Below are 15,515 nucleotides of genomic sequence, written 5' to 3' on the forward strand. Positions count from 1 at the left end.
TGCTATGAATTTGTTTGCTGATTATGTTCATCCTCTCACCAGCTGGTTACAGGCAAATCCTCATTGGTCTTTATTCATTACTTTTTTCATTGCATTAACTGAATCTCTAGCCATTATTGGGAGCATAGTACCCGGTTCCGTAACGATGACGGCTATTGGTATTCTTGCCGGTTCAGGTATTATGCGCATCGATTTAACGCTCATTGCCGCCACTTTAGGAGCGGTATGTGGCGATAGCCTGAGTTATTTTATAGGATATTTTTACAGTGACCAACTAGCTGAAATGTGGCCTTTTAAAAAGTATCCTAACCTATTAAAGTACGGTAAAGACTTTTTTGAAAAACACGGCGGAAAAAGTGTTTTGATCGGTCGATTTGTTGGCCCCTTAAGATCCATCATTCCGGTTATTGCCGGAATAATGCATATGAAGCAATGGCGTTTTTTGATTGCTAATGTAATTTCAGCAATAGGTTGGTCTTTTTTATATGTAATCCCCGGGTTTTTAATTGGTACAGCAGGGCATGAGCTTTCTACTGAGGGAGCGACACGATTATTTATTTTAATTTTAGTTCTGCTGGCTGTAGCATGGTTTGCAAGCATACTTATAAAATCAGCCTACATAAGAATTAATCGATTTCTCAAAAATAATTTGCATCACTATTGGTTAAGTTCTAAAACAAATTCAAAATTATTCAGTCTATTTAATGCCCTTACACCCAAAGAAGAACAGGATCATTACCCTACAGCGGGATTATTATTATTGTCTTTCTTGCTTAACTTATCTTTTATCGTTTTACTCTTGCTAAGTGCTCTAACCCCATGGCTTGATGTCATCAATAATCCTGTACACTTACTTGCCCAAAGCTTACACACATCGCTACTGGAATCACTTTCCATCATATGCGTTCAATTTACCAGTACTATCACCCTGTCTGGGTTATTTATTGTCTTTTGTCTTTTTGCCTTTTATTACAGGAATTATAAAACAGTATTTTACCTAAGCAGTATTTTCTTTTTTAGTATTCTCAGCATCCTGGTGCTAGACTGTATCCACTATACCCCAAGGCCACAAGGATTGCTGGTCACCATGCCCGGTTCTTCTTTTTTGGTTCAACACCTTGTGGTAGCTACTGCTTTTTATGGATTTATTCTCTTCTACGTCACGAACACATATTCTCTATTGACCAATACCTTTAGAACCATAATCCTGATAGTCCTTGGACTAAGTGGTTTGGCAGTTGTTTATCTGGGCGATCATTGGTTAACTGATGTGATCGCATCATATCTCCTAGGTATGGCAATAGGTTTAATTCACTGGATAATGTACAGGAAATCAAATTATATTTCTTCAAAAAAAGGCGTCCCTCTAGGAAAAATGGTTACTGTTTTAATGACCCTGTTACTGTGTACGACTTTTTCGGCTCGTTTAAACTATAAAACTCTTGTGCATAATCATTCACCTTTTCATAAAGAGTATACTTTAACGCAAAGCGCTTGGTGGAATCAGTTAAATCCGATATTACCCTTATACAGATTAAACAGAATAGGTCAAAGAATTAGCCTTTTGAATCTGCAATATTACGGTAATTTGGACGAGCTAGTGACTCGTTTAGAAGAACTAGGTTGGAAATCGCATAATGAATCCTTCCTGACCAAGTTACTCATGAAAATGAACAAATCAAATAATGCGATTCAACTGCCATTATTTGCCCAACTGTTTGAAAATAAACGACCTTCCATTTTAATGAGTTACCAAGACAAAACGACAAATACAACATTGGTTTTAACCTTCTGGGAATCCAGCTTTTTCATTCACGATCTCGAACATCCAATATGGATAGGTGCTATTCATCAAAACAATCCGAATAAAGGCAATCAAAAAATTAAAAAAATCAAACTAGCCAAACTAATAAATCCTGTTTCCTTTCTTATTCCAGCACTGGATGAATTTACTTTAAGACGTATTGAAGTACCCCAAAACTTGATAAAAAGCAGTTTGTATCCCACCGCCCCTTTCATTCTGCTCATAAAAAAAACGCAGGCATCCAATTAAACTTCAGCTTTTATCATTGAGTTTAAGATGATTAATACAAAATTTAATCGGTACAAACAAACACACGAGTAATTAACTTTTTTGATAATCGCTTCATAGAATTAAGTTATATGAAATTATAACTGTCATTTCCCCTACTAGCTAAGGTTTTAAATTACTGATATAAATAGATCTCTTAATATAAAACAGACAAATAAGGAAATGGATTAATGTACAACTTGGCTAAAGTCATTCACTGCATTTTCCCATTAATGGCTTTTATTTTGTTAATTATAGGAATTAAAAGAAAAGCAATCTATTACATTATTTCGGCCCTATGGTTGAGTATTATTGCCTTGGTTATTCATTTTCAGACGTCTGGTGGTGAAATTCTTGGCAGCTATTTTAACTACGTCAATGCAGCAATTTACTCCATTAACCTGGTAATCCTTTTTATCGCATTGATGCAAATAATAGCGCATTTAAGTCGAGATACTACCTTGTTCCGCTCCCTGTCTACCCTTCTCCAGTCTGCTCTTGTTATTGGAGGCCTACTGTTGATCACCAATCTTTGGATAAACGCTTATTTTATTGAAAATAGAATGACTGGTACCCCTGTGATGCAAGTTGCTTTACTGCAAAAACCTGATTATTGCTCCTACAGGTATATATTTTACAAAGTAGCCCCAAACGGCTCTGTTTATTATCTTTGCCCCAATCATTATGGCCTGATACCTTCTATAGGGCAGTTAGAAATCAGCCCTGATTTTATTATGACGCAATTGTCTGTACCGAATAAAAAGAATATGTTAATTGAGCAGAAGAGACAAAAAGCATCACACTAGAGAAATACTACAGCAAATTGTTCTTGAGAATTTAATTTGATACTATGGTTAAACCATATAAATAAAGTACTTACATGAAACGTTTATTTTTTTCAGCTTTAGTTTTAATTTGTTTGAATAGCCACTCAATGGCCCCCAAATTGAATTGGGATAAAGCGATTGATAAAGCAATCAAACGATATGGTTTGAAAGTAGAACCACAATTAATTTCTTTTTTTAATAAAGCTGGTGTAAGTTACCCTCCTCGTGAAATTGCGTTGCTTGCCTTTAAATCGGAACGTAAAGTTGAACTATGGGCTAAAAATCCTAATCAAAAATGGACTCACATCCATAATTATCCCCTAACCGGATTCAGTGGTCGTTTGGGCCCTAAATTAAGAGAAAATGACAAACAAATACCTGAAGGTATCTATCGCCTGGTCAATTTTAATCCATTTAGTAGCATGCACTTATCCATGATGATTAACTATCCAAATAACTTCGATCGTGAGAAAGGATACCAGGACGGTCGCAAGCAATTAGGAAATAATATCTTCATCCACGGTCGTAATTTATCCGTAGGCTGTCTGGCTATAGGTGATCTGGCTATAGATCAGTTATTTGTTCTAGCCCGACGAGTTGGATTAAGCAATATTCAACTAATCATTGCTCCCAACGATTTACGGCATCAAAAACCATCTACGCCTGCTTTTGCTCAACCCAGATGGTTACCTGAACTGTATAAACAAATATCGGAATCATTAAAACCTTTTAATAACCCCCAGTATACTGCCTAGTTTTTTGGGTTAATAATGATTCAGAATTAATCGATAAATCGTAGTTTCAGTAGATGTGTTAAAAATGTATAGGGAAAAACTCACTATATGTGCGTTTTAAGTATATACTCATTATAAAACAATACATTATGGATAATATGACTACTGTGCGCAAACAATCATGGTCTCATGTCGATTTAAGTGATACCGCAGCTAACGATCCTTTGCTGGCATGTCTTGTTTTACTGACCCGATATTATAAAACCCCATTTTCACCACAGTCTCTAACAGCACGACTTCCTTTGGTTGATAATAAATTAACGGTTCAGCTTTTTTCACGATCCGCACAAAGAGCATCTCTGGACACTGAATTAAAAACGACAAATATCGATGACATTAATGAAGCTGACATTCCACTCATTCTGATTAAGAAAGATGGTGGCGCTGTATTGCTGATCCTGGATGATGATGGAAATAAAATGATTCTCGATCCGCAAAAACCTGATGAACGAATAAATATTCAGGACATTAAAGCGGAACTCAATGGTGAAGTAATTTTAGTAACGCAACAATTCAAACACACCCACCGCTCTCAAGAGACTCTGAAAAAAGAGTCTAAAAACTGGTTTTGGAGTGTTATGCTCAAATCCTGGCCTCTTTATTCGGAAGTGCTGCTTGCTTCTCTGTTAATCAATATCTTTGCTCTGGTTATCCCTTTGTTTACCATGAATGTCTATGATCGTGTTGTCCCGAATAATGCTGTAGATACCATGTGGGTTCTCGCCAGCGGTGTTGCCGTTGTGTTTGTCTTTGATATGGTATTAAAAAGTTTAAGAGCTTATTTTATTGATATAGCAAACCAACACAGTGACCTGGAATTATCTGCTACCATATTTCAACAAGTATTGGGATTAAGTATGTCCAACAGACCACGTTCAGTTGGTTCATTGGCAAACACCGTCCAATCTTTTGAAATGTTCCGCGATTTCATTACATCAAGTACTATGACTGTACTGGTTGATCTTCCTTTTGTATGTATCTTCTTATTTGTTGTGTATTTAATTGGTGGGAGCCTGTTCTGGATCCCCTTCATTGTGATACCTGTCGTTTTGATTATCGGGTTGCTTTTGCAATGGCCTTTAATTCGCTTAACACGAAAATCCTATCAATTTTCCTCTGAGAAACAAGCAACTTTATTTGAATCTTTATCCTCTATTGAAACAGTCAAAACAACTGGTGCTGAATCAATTTTGCAATCACGCTGGGAACGCATCGTTAATGAAGCATCAAAAAATGCCATGCGGTTAAGAATTGTCTCAAATACGAGCATCAACATTACTAACCTTGCAACACAAATCGCAACAATAGCCATTGTTATTGCTGGGGTTTATATGATCTCAAATAACGAATTAACCACTGGTGGCTTGATAGCATGTACCATATTAACGGGCCGTGCTCTTGCGCCTATGGCACAGGTATCTACTTTATTTACTCGCTATTTTCAGTCCATTAACGCATTAGAATCTTTAAATAACATTATGCAGTTGGAAACGGATATAGAAGATGATGCTCGATTTCTGCATCGCCCTGCTCTTAAAGGTGACATTGAATTCAAACATGTCTCATTTCATTATAAAGATGATGAAATAAACATCCTTGAAAACATCAATTTTAAAATTAAAGTAGGCGAACGTGTTGCTATTATTGGTCGTGTTGGCTCAGGAAAATCAACATTAGGGAAATTATTATTAAAATTATACACACCAAGTGAAGGAACCATTCTTCTTGACGGTACTGATTACAAACAAATAAATCCTGATGATTTACGCCAGCAAATTGGCTATGTACCCCAAGATGTGGTTTTATTTTATGGCAGCATCCGGGATAACATTTGTGTAGGTGCTCCCTTTGTTCAAGACTCTGCTTTATTAAAAGCAGCAGAAATCGCTGGGGTTACTCAATTTACTGATAACCATCCTAAAGGATTTGATAGAGCCGTAGGCGAAAAAGGCTCTGAATTATCAGGCGGTCAAAGGCAATCCATTGCAATAGCTCGATCGTTAATCTTGCAGCCAAATATTGTACTTCTGGATGAACCTACTTCTGCCATGGATGATAATAACGAACGGCAAATTAAAAAGCGACTAAATCAATACCTGAGTGATAAACATACTTTGATACTGATTACTCATAAACTGTCCATGCTTGAGTTGGTTAATAGAATCATAGTGCTTGAAAACGGTAAAATTATTGCAGATGGATCCAAAGAAGCCGTACTCAATGCTCTCAAAGCTGGCATGACCATAAGGAAACAATAACATGAGTAAAACTCATAAGTCTCGAGCCTTTACCCATATTATTTTATGGGCTTCTGCCCTTTTTATTTTGGTTGCCATTTTATGGGCTAATTACGCTATTCTTGATGAGGTCACTGTTGGTGAGGGAAAAGTCATACCATCCAGTGAAGTGCAAATCATTCAAAATCTTGAAGGTGGAATTATACAAAAGATTTATGTAAAAGAAGGCGATATAGTCAATAAAGATCAGGTATTAATGCAGATTGATAATACTCGATTTATGTCCAGCTATGCCGAAGCTGAAAAAAAAATCGATTCCTTGCAGTTAGAAATTATTCGCATTAAAGCAGAAATTAACCAAACTCAACCGGTTTTTCCTGAGGAGCTCCAAAAAAATCATCCTGACCTGGTTAAAGATCAGCAATCGTTATATGAATCTCGTATGCGGGAATTAGTTCAGTTAACAAAATCGCTGGAACTCGCCCAAAAAGAACTGGACATGACCCGTCCCCTATTAAAAAACGGCTCGGTTTCCGAGGTTGAGGTTATCCGCCTGGATAGAACAGTTAATGAGATAAAAGGAAATATTGATAAATTCAAATCTGATGAACTGGATAAATTAAATAAAGCGAGAAGTGAACTCTCAGCTTTGGTTGAAGCCAATAAAGCAGATAAAGACAGACTAACCCGAACAACTGTAAGATCTCCAGTGTACGGAATTATAAAACAAATTAAAACAACCACTATTGGCGGCGTCGTTCAACCTGGTAATGATATTATTGAAGTTGTTCCTCTCGATGATACCCTGCTTATTGAAGCTAAAATACGCCCTTCTGATATTGGTTTTATCCACCCGGGACAAAAAGCCATTGTAAAACTTACTGCTTATGACTATTCAATCTATGGCGGCCTTCAAGGTAAAGTGGAACAAATAAGCGCAGATACTATTGTTGATGAAAATGACAAGAAACAGGAAAGTTTCTATGTAATAAGAGTAAGAACCGATAAAAATCACTTAGGTACCAATGAAAAACCCTTACCCATTATTCCCGGTATGTTAGCAACCGTTGACATACTCACCGGGAAAAAATCAGTATTGGAATACATCCTTAAGCCAATAATAAAAGCAAAAAATTCAGCCATGCGGGAACGATGAACTACTCCCGCATTGTTGAATCTCTTTACTATACGCTCCGTCTTTGGGGGATATCTTTTTCTCTTTACTATAAACACCCCAAAACAAAATCCCATTGCTGTCAGCATTACTCTTTTTCATCGGGTAAGAAATAGTATCCTCTTTAATGCGAGGTAATTTAGTAGAAAACTGTTGCTCAAAACAGCTTTGCATTAAAATCAGGCGCTCATAAGTTAATATATTATATTCAAAGGATAAAGTTTTCATGAATTTATTTATTCTGTTACAAAAACCAATAATCACAGCCTTTTGTAAATTGGGAAATTGACTCGCATTGCGTAACCAGCTTGAAACAAAATGCGGACTGCCAAAATTACTTCCATAAAAATCAACGAGTTCAGTCCATAATCGGTTATGAATGACATAAGTCACAAAATCATGCACGTTTTTACCTTCTGGTAAACGTATGGTACCTTTTGCAATAAAATAACATATAGCAGCCCACTGATAACGGTGACTGTTTTCGCCATGCAAAATACCGGGCAAATACTTGGAACACTCTTTAAACAGGTAGCGGGATAAAAGAAGAGTGTTAGCATAATCGGAATCAACAAATCCATGAAACCTTGGCACGACATCGCCTGTGGATTCCCGATCAAGGTTAAATCCATGTTCTCGCTCCAGTTCCAATAAAGTCAAATGCAGCACCTGATTAAGTTTAACCTGGTCAGGACGTAACGACAAATACCAATCCATAGTACTCTGTCCCGGATAACTCATTTCAAAAAAATGGATTGCGTCTTTTATTAAATCAGTTGGAACTGAAGGAACATGCTGTATTTTAGTTTCGATTTTTTTGTCCAAAAATAGCCAGAATTCGTTCATGTTTTCTGTAGAACGAAATAAGGATCGAATATCATCCCAGGTATTTTGAAACTCACCATGCTGATACACTCTCGAAATTTGATCACCATTAAAAAAAGAAATACCCGGTATGGACATCAAACCTTGATTTAAGGTAGGGGTGTTATAATAGCGATAAACCGGCCCAAATTCTTTTGAAAGCTGTAATAACACATCTAAAAAAGCAAATTTTTTAAACCTCCAGGCGACTAAACCCGCCACCTTGATAAATTTTGCTATAGCCAGTGCTTTAATTTTGTTGTAATCCCAATCTTGAGAACTGCCTTTGTAAGATTTTTTATAAACGCTGCGAAATGAGTATAAATAGCCCATAACATCCAGGCGCTCAAACATAAAATCGTGCTTTACTAATTTTTTAGTTATTCCAGCGGCAATTTTGGAGGTAGTGGATTGTATGTAATGATCATCACATTTATCGGTATATCGATCTAAAATGAACGCACATTCTCCGTAAGCCTGTGAATCGTTTTGTTGAAAAAAACGGTCATGAGTAAAACTTCTGAAGTTATCATGATAGATTTGAAACCCACCAATACGCATGAGTACGTACCAATATTTCAATATTAAATAATTTCCTTTTGGCAACATATCATACCAAAATTGCCTGTATTTATCCCACATAAAATATGACTCAGTATTATAGGGAGAAATATAGGTATTAATAAAACATTTAATTAGTGCAGCATGAAAAAAATCAACTGGATTTTTGCAATTATTAGGGTTTTGAAAAAAATCAAGATGTTGCAAAAATATCTCAAAATTCAGTTCTTCATCTTTGTCTGATGTGCCGAGCCGAAAATCTCTTCCGGCAGCCCGGTAAAGATTAATGTATTGCTGGAGATCATGTTTCGCATAACAAATTAATAACCCTCCATTTAATAAAACAAATAACTTCATCAGCCCTTGATATGAACTTAATAAATAGGAGATTAATTGACGATGAAAGATCTCATCATCAACCGCACATACCGCATAATTTTTAAAAAATTCTGATGATGCTGTTTCTGGGCATACATAATAACCAGGTTCGGCCATAACCATTGTTTTTGTCATTTGATACAGGCGAAAAATACAATCATCATTACTCCCATTCATCCAATCCTCAATACCGCACCATTGCTGTTCATCGCATTGATGCGCAAAAGCAGCCAAATCAAAACAAGCGGCTAATTCTGTTTGATAATACTGTTCTGCTTTGGCAAGTTGACGAACTGCTGGCAAGGTCAACAGACATTGTGACATGGTGATATTTTTTTCTGAAAGAGCCAACCGTAACAAACCATTCGGACGTTTAAACAAAATATCTGCTTCGTCAGGAATCCACTCAGTATGCATGTGTTGGGCAACTGATTGAATACTCAATATTTTTCTTAACGACTCATGTGCCTCAAACGAGCCATTGCGAATAAATCGACGAACAAAAAGCTTGGCCAATCCTATTTCTTGCAAAGAGAAGCAACCGTCAGGCGTTTCATTTTGATAGGACTCTTCAGCAAGACGCCACTTTTCCAGTTGTTTTTGTATAAAATGGTCAACTTTGAGCTGAGGTAATTTCGATGAATTATTATCAATACAACAAAAAACATCTGGATAAGCCAAAAAATGATCAATAACTGACTGTTCACCCCACAACAAAACATTCTTTAACGCTTTAAAACCAGCTGCCAAAAATAACTTGTCTGAAGAATATTCATAAAAAAAAGATTCAAAAAATTGCACCATCTGCAATTGATTGTCGTTCATTAATCCTTCACAGTAAACTGTAAATCCATTTGAAACAATGGTTTGTCTTATTTCATCAGGCTGCATAAATTCTGAAAATAACTTCAACATCTCCAGACAACCATAACGAGTTGCAATACGCCATAAGTTATAGCGAACATCTGAATTCATACACGTTTTAATCAATGACGGCATTTCTCTTATAATGCACTGAAGCAAACCCATACGATTCGTTGCCGTAATGGCTCGTAGCAGGACTAACTCATTTACCGCCATATTATTCTTCAGAGTATCATAAAGCACCTCATCTGATTCCGCCCAGTGTGCATAGAGAAAACAAAGAACTGCGCAATCTTTTCGCTCTTTCAACTTTAGCTTTGCAGAGGATTCTTGTAATGGTCCTTCTAAACGATTCAATTCATCAGGACTAATCTGGAAATTAAAAAAATCCGAGCTGGAAAAGATAGACCATGGAATAATTTGGGCTAGTGAATGATCGGCATGTTTTTGGGCGGTAATAAGGGTTAACATCAAATAACTCTCGCAAACATAGTTATTAAAAAAATAGGGCTTAAATTTGTTGATATAAATAAACTGCAGCAAATACTAAAAGTACAGTAAAGTACTGATAATGGAAGATATGCAACAGAATAACTTTTATTGCAAATAATAACAAAAAAATGAACAGATTTGCGAGTAAATAACGAATCAGAATGGAGTTGTTTTATAATATGATTAAATTAACTAATTTTCTGGGCCCTTATTAAGCAGACGCTTGAAGGTATCGATACAGACGGGTTGCTTGTTTCTGCTTTGAAAATAGCTTAATGGGGTTAGTAGTGCAATGTTCATATTTAATGCGGGGCATAAAGTCACCCACTCCACAAAGCACTGCTCATCCATTTGATTGGTACCAAAGCCGGTTTGATCATCCCCTAGTTTACAATAAGCTATTGATGCCAAGGCTTTTTCGAAATTGGATTTCTTATTTTCCCAAGTGCTTTGCGCATCAACACCATACAAGTAACGAGTACCGCAAAATATTAGTGCCATTTTTAAACCCATTTGAAAGCGAGGGTAAAACTCCGGTTTATAGATATCCTCCTCTGCAATGCGTTCTTCATTTTGAGCGATTCGTCCCTGAGCTATGTCCTGATAAAACCAAATTAGCCGCCTGATTGCTGATGCTGTATTCAAAGTGACCTTGTTGGGAGTAGCATCGCCGTACTCTCCCTCAAGAAAATCCTTAAGACGTCCTGGCTCGCTAGCCAAACTAAACGCAACGAACAGTCTGTCTGCGGAGAGTTGCGTCAAGCCAAAGTTAGTTTGTTCATTTAAAACTATCCCTTTTTCCTCAACGAGTTTTAACAGATTCTTCCAGCGTTGCAAATCAGCTACCGGCTTGTACGTGGTGATTGAGCGACCACTCATATCAGTGACATTGGTTGGATCACCGCTACTTTCTTGCAAAATCATGGCAAGAATATGAGCGTATTTTAAAGCCATGGTGTCTTTAAAATAATGCCCCTGAGCATTAGCCATGTGTTGAAAAAAAACATAATTTTGTAATACGAGTATTCTTAGATTACGGTCAACAGCATTACACTGCGCATCTTGCTCCTGTGCGATAGCATCTTCAACCAATTGAGTAAGAAAAGGAATTTCAAATTCATCAGGCAAACCGACTACGTCAGGAAGCCAATCAGTGTTTATTGGTTCTTCCAGTTCGGTTATGGTGGATTGTTCTGTATATCGTGGGATATTATCGCCAAAAACAGGACTAGAAAAGCCCAACACTAATGACAAATAAAACCCCATCATCAGATTATTCATCAATTTTGTTAAGTTCATAAAGCTACACCGCCATATATTAGTATAGCTCATATGAACGGTCTTCATGAGAAAAAAACAAAAAGTAACAATACCTACAGGTTATGAACCTGTATCTAAAGACTATTCATGATCTGGATGCACAACAAAAATACCCGGTGCATTACGCAGATATTCGTTATAATCCATTCCATAACCAAAAATATAGTGATCTTCGACCTCAAGCCCGACAAAGTCTGCTTTTTGCAGTCCATTAGGTACTCGTTTACGGTATTTATCCACTAATACAGCACTGTACACCTGCTTGGCACCCATGGCCTTAATTTCGTCTATGATTGCAGCCAGCGTAACCCCGCCATCGAGGATGTCATCAACTATTAATACGGTTCGCCCTTCAAGGTTAACAGAGGGCTTAACTTTCCAGTGAATATCACCACCAGTAATATCCCCTCTGTATCGAGTAGCATGAACGTAATCTACTTCCAAAGGGAAATCCAGGCGATGCAGCAAATTACCTAATGGTACCAGCCCGCCTATCATGACGCATAAAATAACCGGATTTTCATTTTGCAGTTTTTCATGGATTTTAATGGCCATTCTGTCCAATGCTGCTTCTACTTCGTTAGTAGTGTACAAACAGGTAGACTGCTCATAAACCGCTTTTATTTTGTCAGGGATAGTCATTTGAGTTCCTTCGATATTAATTCTGGTTTGTTATAGAACACATAATGTGTAAAAAATAAATAGTTTAATCTTTTATTTTACCAGTCCCTGGAAATGGGCTTACTTTATTTCCATAGCCTAAGTTGTCCTTGACTTTAGCAGTGCCTTGTTTTGTTACTTCATCAATTCGAAAAATTGAATGCATGGGTATAAAGGTACGTTTGACTCCATTAAATTCCATTTTCAGCTTTTCTTCAGATGGGTCAACAACTAAAGCAGTTTGTTCACCAAAGGCCAGTTCTTCCACCTCAAGAAACCCAAATAACTCGCTTTCTTTAATGGATCGTGCATAAATCTCATAAATGGCTTCTTGATTAGCGAAAGTGATTTTAAACAATGTTTTTTTCGTCATGAATTTAACCTTTACTTAAAGCGTATTGAAGTATACAGAAATATAAGTGCGTTGTTCAAATAATTATACATTAATAATTAATTTGTTGCAGGTTGTAAAGGAGATTTATAAGGTTTCACATCAAGATGAGTGACTGGTTGAGCCAGCAAAGACGGACCAATGTGCTCATATTTTTGCGCAATAAAACAATAAAAACCTGATGGATAAGGCCAGATCATTTTACCTACTTCATCAAAGAAAGTGAGCTTGGTAATGAGTGACTTTTTATTAACTGGTGGTATATAACCAAAATTAGTCAAAGAACATTGCCGGTAACCTCGTTGCAGAAAAATTCGATTCAGGTGAAAAGCGGTACGCAGTGATATTTTGCGATGATCATAACAATTCAACAACCCCAATTTCATCGCTGCTCCCCACAAACTCCAAGGATTGATGCTAAATAATACAATAAGCCCCATAGGCTTTAAAATTCGATCAATTTCATCAATCAATGAAAATGAATTATCGAAAGGCTCAAGAACCATAGGCGCTAAGACACAATCAACACTGTTTCTAGTGAGCGGAATTTGACTAAAAGAGCATTCCAGGCTAATCCCCTCGTGCGGCTCAAAGGGGGATGCTAACCATTTACTGTGGTAAGATAAAGAATCCAGCCAAGGATTAGTACTGCAACTACCCAGTTGTAAAAGAGCATCCCCTCTTAAACATTCTTTAACAAGATCTAACTGATTGTTAAATTCACGGACAACAGACAATCCAAGTGGTGATTGAAACCAGATATTCAACGCTTTAAAATGTTTTATCTGTTGATCTATCAACAAAGTAGTTCCTGTATCTTATTGTTATTTAATCACTTCTCTACAATACAACGAGATACGCATGCAAACAATTCTTTTTAGTGATATAAACCAAACAAAGTTTATTATCTTGTATTCTAGCAGTAATAATCACCTGTTCAATAAACTCAAGTATGTTATTATCGTCAGCACGATTGAATTAATTGATTAAAATTTGATCTTTCACATGTTTTATCAGTGCAATCGTCACCCGCAATCAGTCTTTGTGTTAACGATGCTGATTATTATGGGATTAAATGTAAATAGATGGCTAAAATTAGTGAAATTAAATCTTTTTTTATCTATAGTTAAAAATAGTAAACACTTTGAATACTGAATATGGCACTGATTACGGATGAGCAAAGACTGCAGGGAATTGGACAGCTTTTGGTTTTAGAAAAGCTGTTGGAAAAATCCCAAGCCATTGAGTACTATAAATCTGCTGCCGCTGAGAAAATCTCTTTAATCCAGTACCTGGTAAAAAATAACCTGCTAAGTGCTGAACAAATCGCTTTAACTGCAGCACAAAACTTTGGTGTGCCCATGATCGATCTTGATTGTATTGATGTGGATGCGATACCTGCCAATTTAGTAAACGAAAAGTTAATTCGCCGTCATTCAATGATTCCTCTATTTACCCGAGGCAGTAACTTATACCTCGCAACAGATGATCCCAGTAAACAATCTTCTTTGAAGGAAATACAATTTCATACCGGATTAAATACTAATGCAATCGTAGTCGAGACAGATAAGTTATCCCTGTTGATTGAACGTATGTTAACTGCCAAAGAAAGCCAGGGTTTATCTGAATACGTTGACGATTCCTACGATTTGGACGGTTTAGAAATCAGCGTTGACGACGAGGAGCATGAAGGAGAACCCGCTACTTCAGTTACAGACGATGCTCCTATAGTAAAATTTGTGAATAAAATTTTACTCGATGCAATTAAACAAGGGGCGTCTGATATTCATTTCGAACCCTTTGAACGAGAATACCGTATCCGCTACAGACAAGACGGCATATTACACGAAGTGGCAACACCGCCTGTGAGCCTGGCGTCCCGAATAACAGCACGAATCAAAGTGATGTCCTGCCTTGATATTTCGGAACGCAGAATCCCGCAAGATGGCGGATTTAAAATGAAAATATCCAAATCGCGTTCCATTGATTTCAGAGTGAGTACCTGCCCTACTTCTGGTGGTGAAAAAGTGGTTATGAGGATACTTGACCCAGGCTCTGCAAAATTAGGAATAGAAGCATTGGGCTTTAGCCCTGTTCAGCGTGCTCATTTTATCAAAGCGATTGAGCGCCCTCAGGGAATGATTTTAGTAACAGGGCCGACAGGAAGCGGTAAAACGGTAACTTTATATACTGCATTAAACATACTAAATACCATAGAGGTAAATATTTCAACCGCAGAAGACCCTGTTGAGATTAAAGTTCCCGGAATTAATCAGGTGAATATAAATCCCAAAGCAGGCTTAACGTTTTCTGGGGCGTTACGATCCTTTTTACGCCAGGATCCAGATATTATCATGGTGGGCGAGATTAGAGATTTGGAAACGGCTGAAATCGCCATTAAAGCCGCACAAACAGGCCACCTTGTTTTGTCTACCCTACATACTAACAGTGCAGCTGAAACCTTAAACCGATTGGTTAATATGGGTATACCAACATTTAACATAGCAAGTTCTGTTACGATTATAATTGCTCAGCGTTTGGCGAGAAAACTCTGTGAACACTGTAAAGTCGTCAGGGATGATTTCACCACTCAGGGTTTGTTGGAATTAGGATTTAAAGAAAGCGATGTCCAGGATATCAAGTTATATAAACCTGTTGGCTGCAATCAATGTACCAATGGATACAGAGGGCGAGTGGGGCTTTTTGAAGTGCTTCCTATGACAAAAACAATTGGTCAAATGATAATGTCCGGTGGAAATTCGCTTGATATTCTTAAAATTGCTCAATCAGAGGGGATGTTGACTATTTTTGAATCCGGTTTGGAAAAAGTAAAACAAGGGATCACCACCATAGAGGAGGTCAACAGGGTAACTGTTGATTAA

At 37.1% G+C, this 15,515-nt stretch carries 11 protein-coding genes; 6 read left to right on the plus strand and 5 right to left on the minus strand.

Features of this window, described 5'->3' with window-relative positions; genetic code table 11:
- Nucleotides 1-4: 4 nt before the first annotated feature.
- The 5 genes from Lwor_RS03240 (at nucleotide 5) to Lwor_RS03260 (ending at nucleotide 7,085) form a co-directional block, all read left to right on the plus strand.
- Entirely contained in the window at nucleotides 5-2,053 is a 2,049-nt protein-coding gene (locus tag Lwor_RS03240) for a VTT domain-containing protein (RefSeq protein ID WP_058492475.1), read from the plus strand.
- Between the two features lie 209 nt (nucleotides 2,054-2,262).
- The gene (locus Lwor_RS03245; RefSeq protein WP_058492476.1) at nucleotides 2,263-2,877 is read left to right on the plus strand and encodes a hypothetical protein; all 615 of its coding nucleotides are present in this window, start codon (nucleotides 2,263-2,265) and stop codon (nucleotides 2,875-2,877) included.
- 74 nt (nucleotides 2,878-2,951) lie between these two features.
- Nucleotides 2,952-3,653, plus strand: coding sequence for a L,D-transpeptidase family protein (locus Lwor_RS03250; protein ID WP_238584613.1), 702 nt, complete (start codon nucleotides 2,952-2,954; stop codon nucleotides 3,651-3,653).
- 137 nt (nucleotides 3,654-3,790) lie between these two features.
- The gene (locus Lwor_RS03255) at nucleotides 3,791-5,950 is read left to right on the plus strand and encodes a type I secretion system permease/ATPase (protein ID WP_058492477.1); all 2,160 of its coding nucleotides are present in this window, start codon (nucleotides 3,791-3,793) and stop codon (nucleotides 5,948-5,950) included.
- A gap of 1 nt (nucleotide 5,951) precedes the next feature.
- Entirely contained in the window at nucleotides 5,952-7,085 is a 1,134-nt protein-coding gene (locus tag Lwor_RS03260) for an HlyD family type I secretion periplasmic adaptor subunit (protein ID WP_058492478.1), read from the plus strand.
- Here the strand turns inward: Lwor_RS03260 and Lwor_RS03265 are convergent.
- The 5 genes from Lwor_RS03265 to Lwor_RS03285 all read right to left on the minus strand — a co-directional run bounded on the left by Lwor_RS03265 (nucleotide 7,065) and on the right by Lwor_RS03285 (nucleotide 13,436).
- Complete coding sequence (locus Lwor_RS03265) at nucleotides 7,065-10,241, minus strand: hypothetical protein (RefSeq protein WP_058492479.1); 3,177 nt, start codon at nucleotides 10,239-10,241, stop codon at nucleotides 7,065-7,067. The two genes, Lwor_RS03260 and Lwor_RS03265, sit on opposite strands and share 21 nt — an antisense overlap.
- A 213-nt stretch (nucleotides 10,242-10,454) precedes the next feature.
- Nucleotides 10,455-11,561 (minus strand): hypothetical protein, encoded by a 1,107-nt coding sequence (locus tag Lwor_RS03270; RefSeq protein ID WP_238584614.1) that lies wholly within the window; start codon nucleotides 11,559-11,561, stop codon nucleotides 10,455-10,457.
- A gap of 102 nt (nucleotides 11,562-11,663) precedes the next feature.
- Nucleotides 11,664-12,224: a hypoxanthine-guanine phosphoribosyltransferase gene (locus Lwor_RS03275; RefSeq protein WP_058492480.1), complete on the minus strand. Its 561-nt coding sequence runs from the start codon at nucleotides 12,222-12,224 to the stop codon at nucleotides 11,664-11,666.
- A gap of 64 nt (nucleotides 12,225-12,288) precedes the next feature.
- Nucleotides 12,289-12,615: a DUF1820 family protein gene (locus tag Lwor_RS03280; protein WP_058492481.1), complete on the minus strand. Its 327-nt coding sequence runs from the start codon at nucleotides 12,613-12,615 to the stop codon at nucleotides 12,289-12,291.
- Nucleotides 12,616-12,692: 77 nt separating this feature from the next.
- Nucleotides 12,693-13,436 carry a methyltransferase domain-containing protein gene (locus Lwor_RS03285; RefSeq protein WP_058492482.1) on the minus strand — a complete coding sequence of 248 codons (744 nt, stop codon included), beginning with the start codon at nucleotides 13,434-13,436 and terminating at the stop codon, nucleotides 12,693-12,695.
- A gap of 354 nt (nucleotides 13,437-13,790) precedes the next feature.
- On the opposite strand from Lwor_RS03285, the gene pilB reads away from it, so the two are divergent.
- The gene (gene pilB / locus Lwor_RS03290) at nucleotides 13,791-15,515 is read left to right on the plus strand and encodes a type IV-A pilus assembly ATPase PilB (protein WP_058492483.1); all 1,725 of its coding nucleotides are present in this window, start codon (nucleotides 13,791-13,793) and stop codon (nucleotides 15,513-15,515) included.

Origin of the sequence: Legionella worsleiensis (assembly GCF_001467535.1) — a bacterium.
Lineage (GTDB): Bacteria > Pseudomonadota > Gammaproteobacteria > Legionellales > Legionellaceae > Legionella > Legionella worsleiensis.

What these genes read in the sequence shown, in the direction of transcription:
- Lwor_RS03240 (WP_058492475.1), top strand. Translation starts at nt 5, where the DNA reads ATGAATTTGTTTGCTGATTATGTTCATCCTCTCACCAGCTGGTTACAG.
- Lwor_RS03245 (WP_058492476.1), top strand. Translation starts at nt 2,263, where the DNA reads ATGTACAACTTGGCTAAAGTCATTCACTGCATTTTCCCATTAATGGCT.
- Lwor_RS03250 (WP_238584613.1), top strand. Translation starts at nt 2,952, where the DNA reads ATGAAACGTTTATTTTTTTCAGCTTTAGTTTTAATTTGTTTGAATAGC.
- Lwor_RS03255 (WP_058492477.1), top strand. Translation starts at nt 3,791, where the DNA reads ATGACTACTGTGCGCAAACAATCATGGTCTCATGTCGATTTAAGTGAT.
- Lwor_RS03260 (WP_058492478.1), top strand. Translation starts at nt 5,952, where the DNA reads ATGAGTAAAACTCATAAGTCTCGAGCCTTTACCCATATTATTTTATGG.
- Lwor_RS03265 (WP_058492479.1), bottom strand. Translation starts at nt 10,241, where the DNA reads ATGTTAACCCTTATTACCGCCCAAAAACATGCCGATCATTCACTAGCC.
- Lwor_RS03270 (WP_238584614.1), bottom strand. Translation starts at nt 11,561, where the DNA reads ATGAACTTAACAAAATTGATGAATAATCTGATGATGGGGTTTTATTTG.
- Lwor_RS03275 (WP_058492480.1), bottom strand. Translation starts at nt 12,224, where the DNA reads ATGACTATCCCTGACAAAATAAAAGCGGTTTATGAGCAGTCTACCTGT.
- Lwor_RS03280 (WP_058492481.1), bottom strand. Translation starts at nt 12,615, where the DNA reads ATGACGAAAAAAACATTGTTTAAAATCACTTTCGCTAATCAAGAAGCC.
- pilB (WP_058492483.1), top strand. Translation starts at nt 13,791, where the DNA reads ATGGCACTGATTACGGATGAGCAAAGACTGCAGGGAATTGGACAGCTT.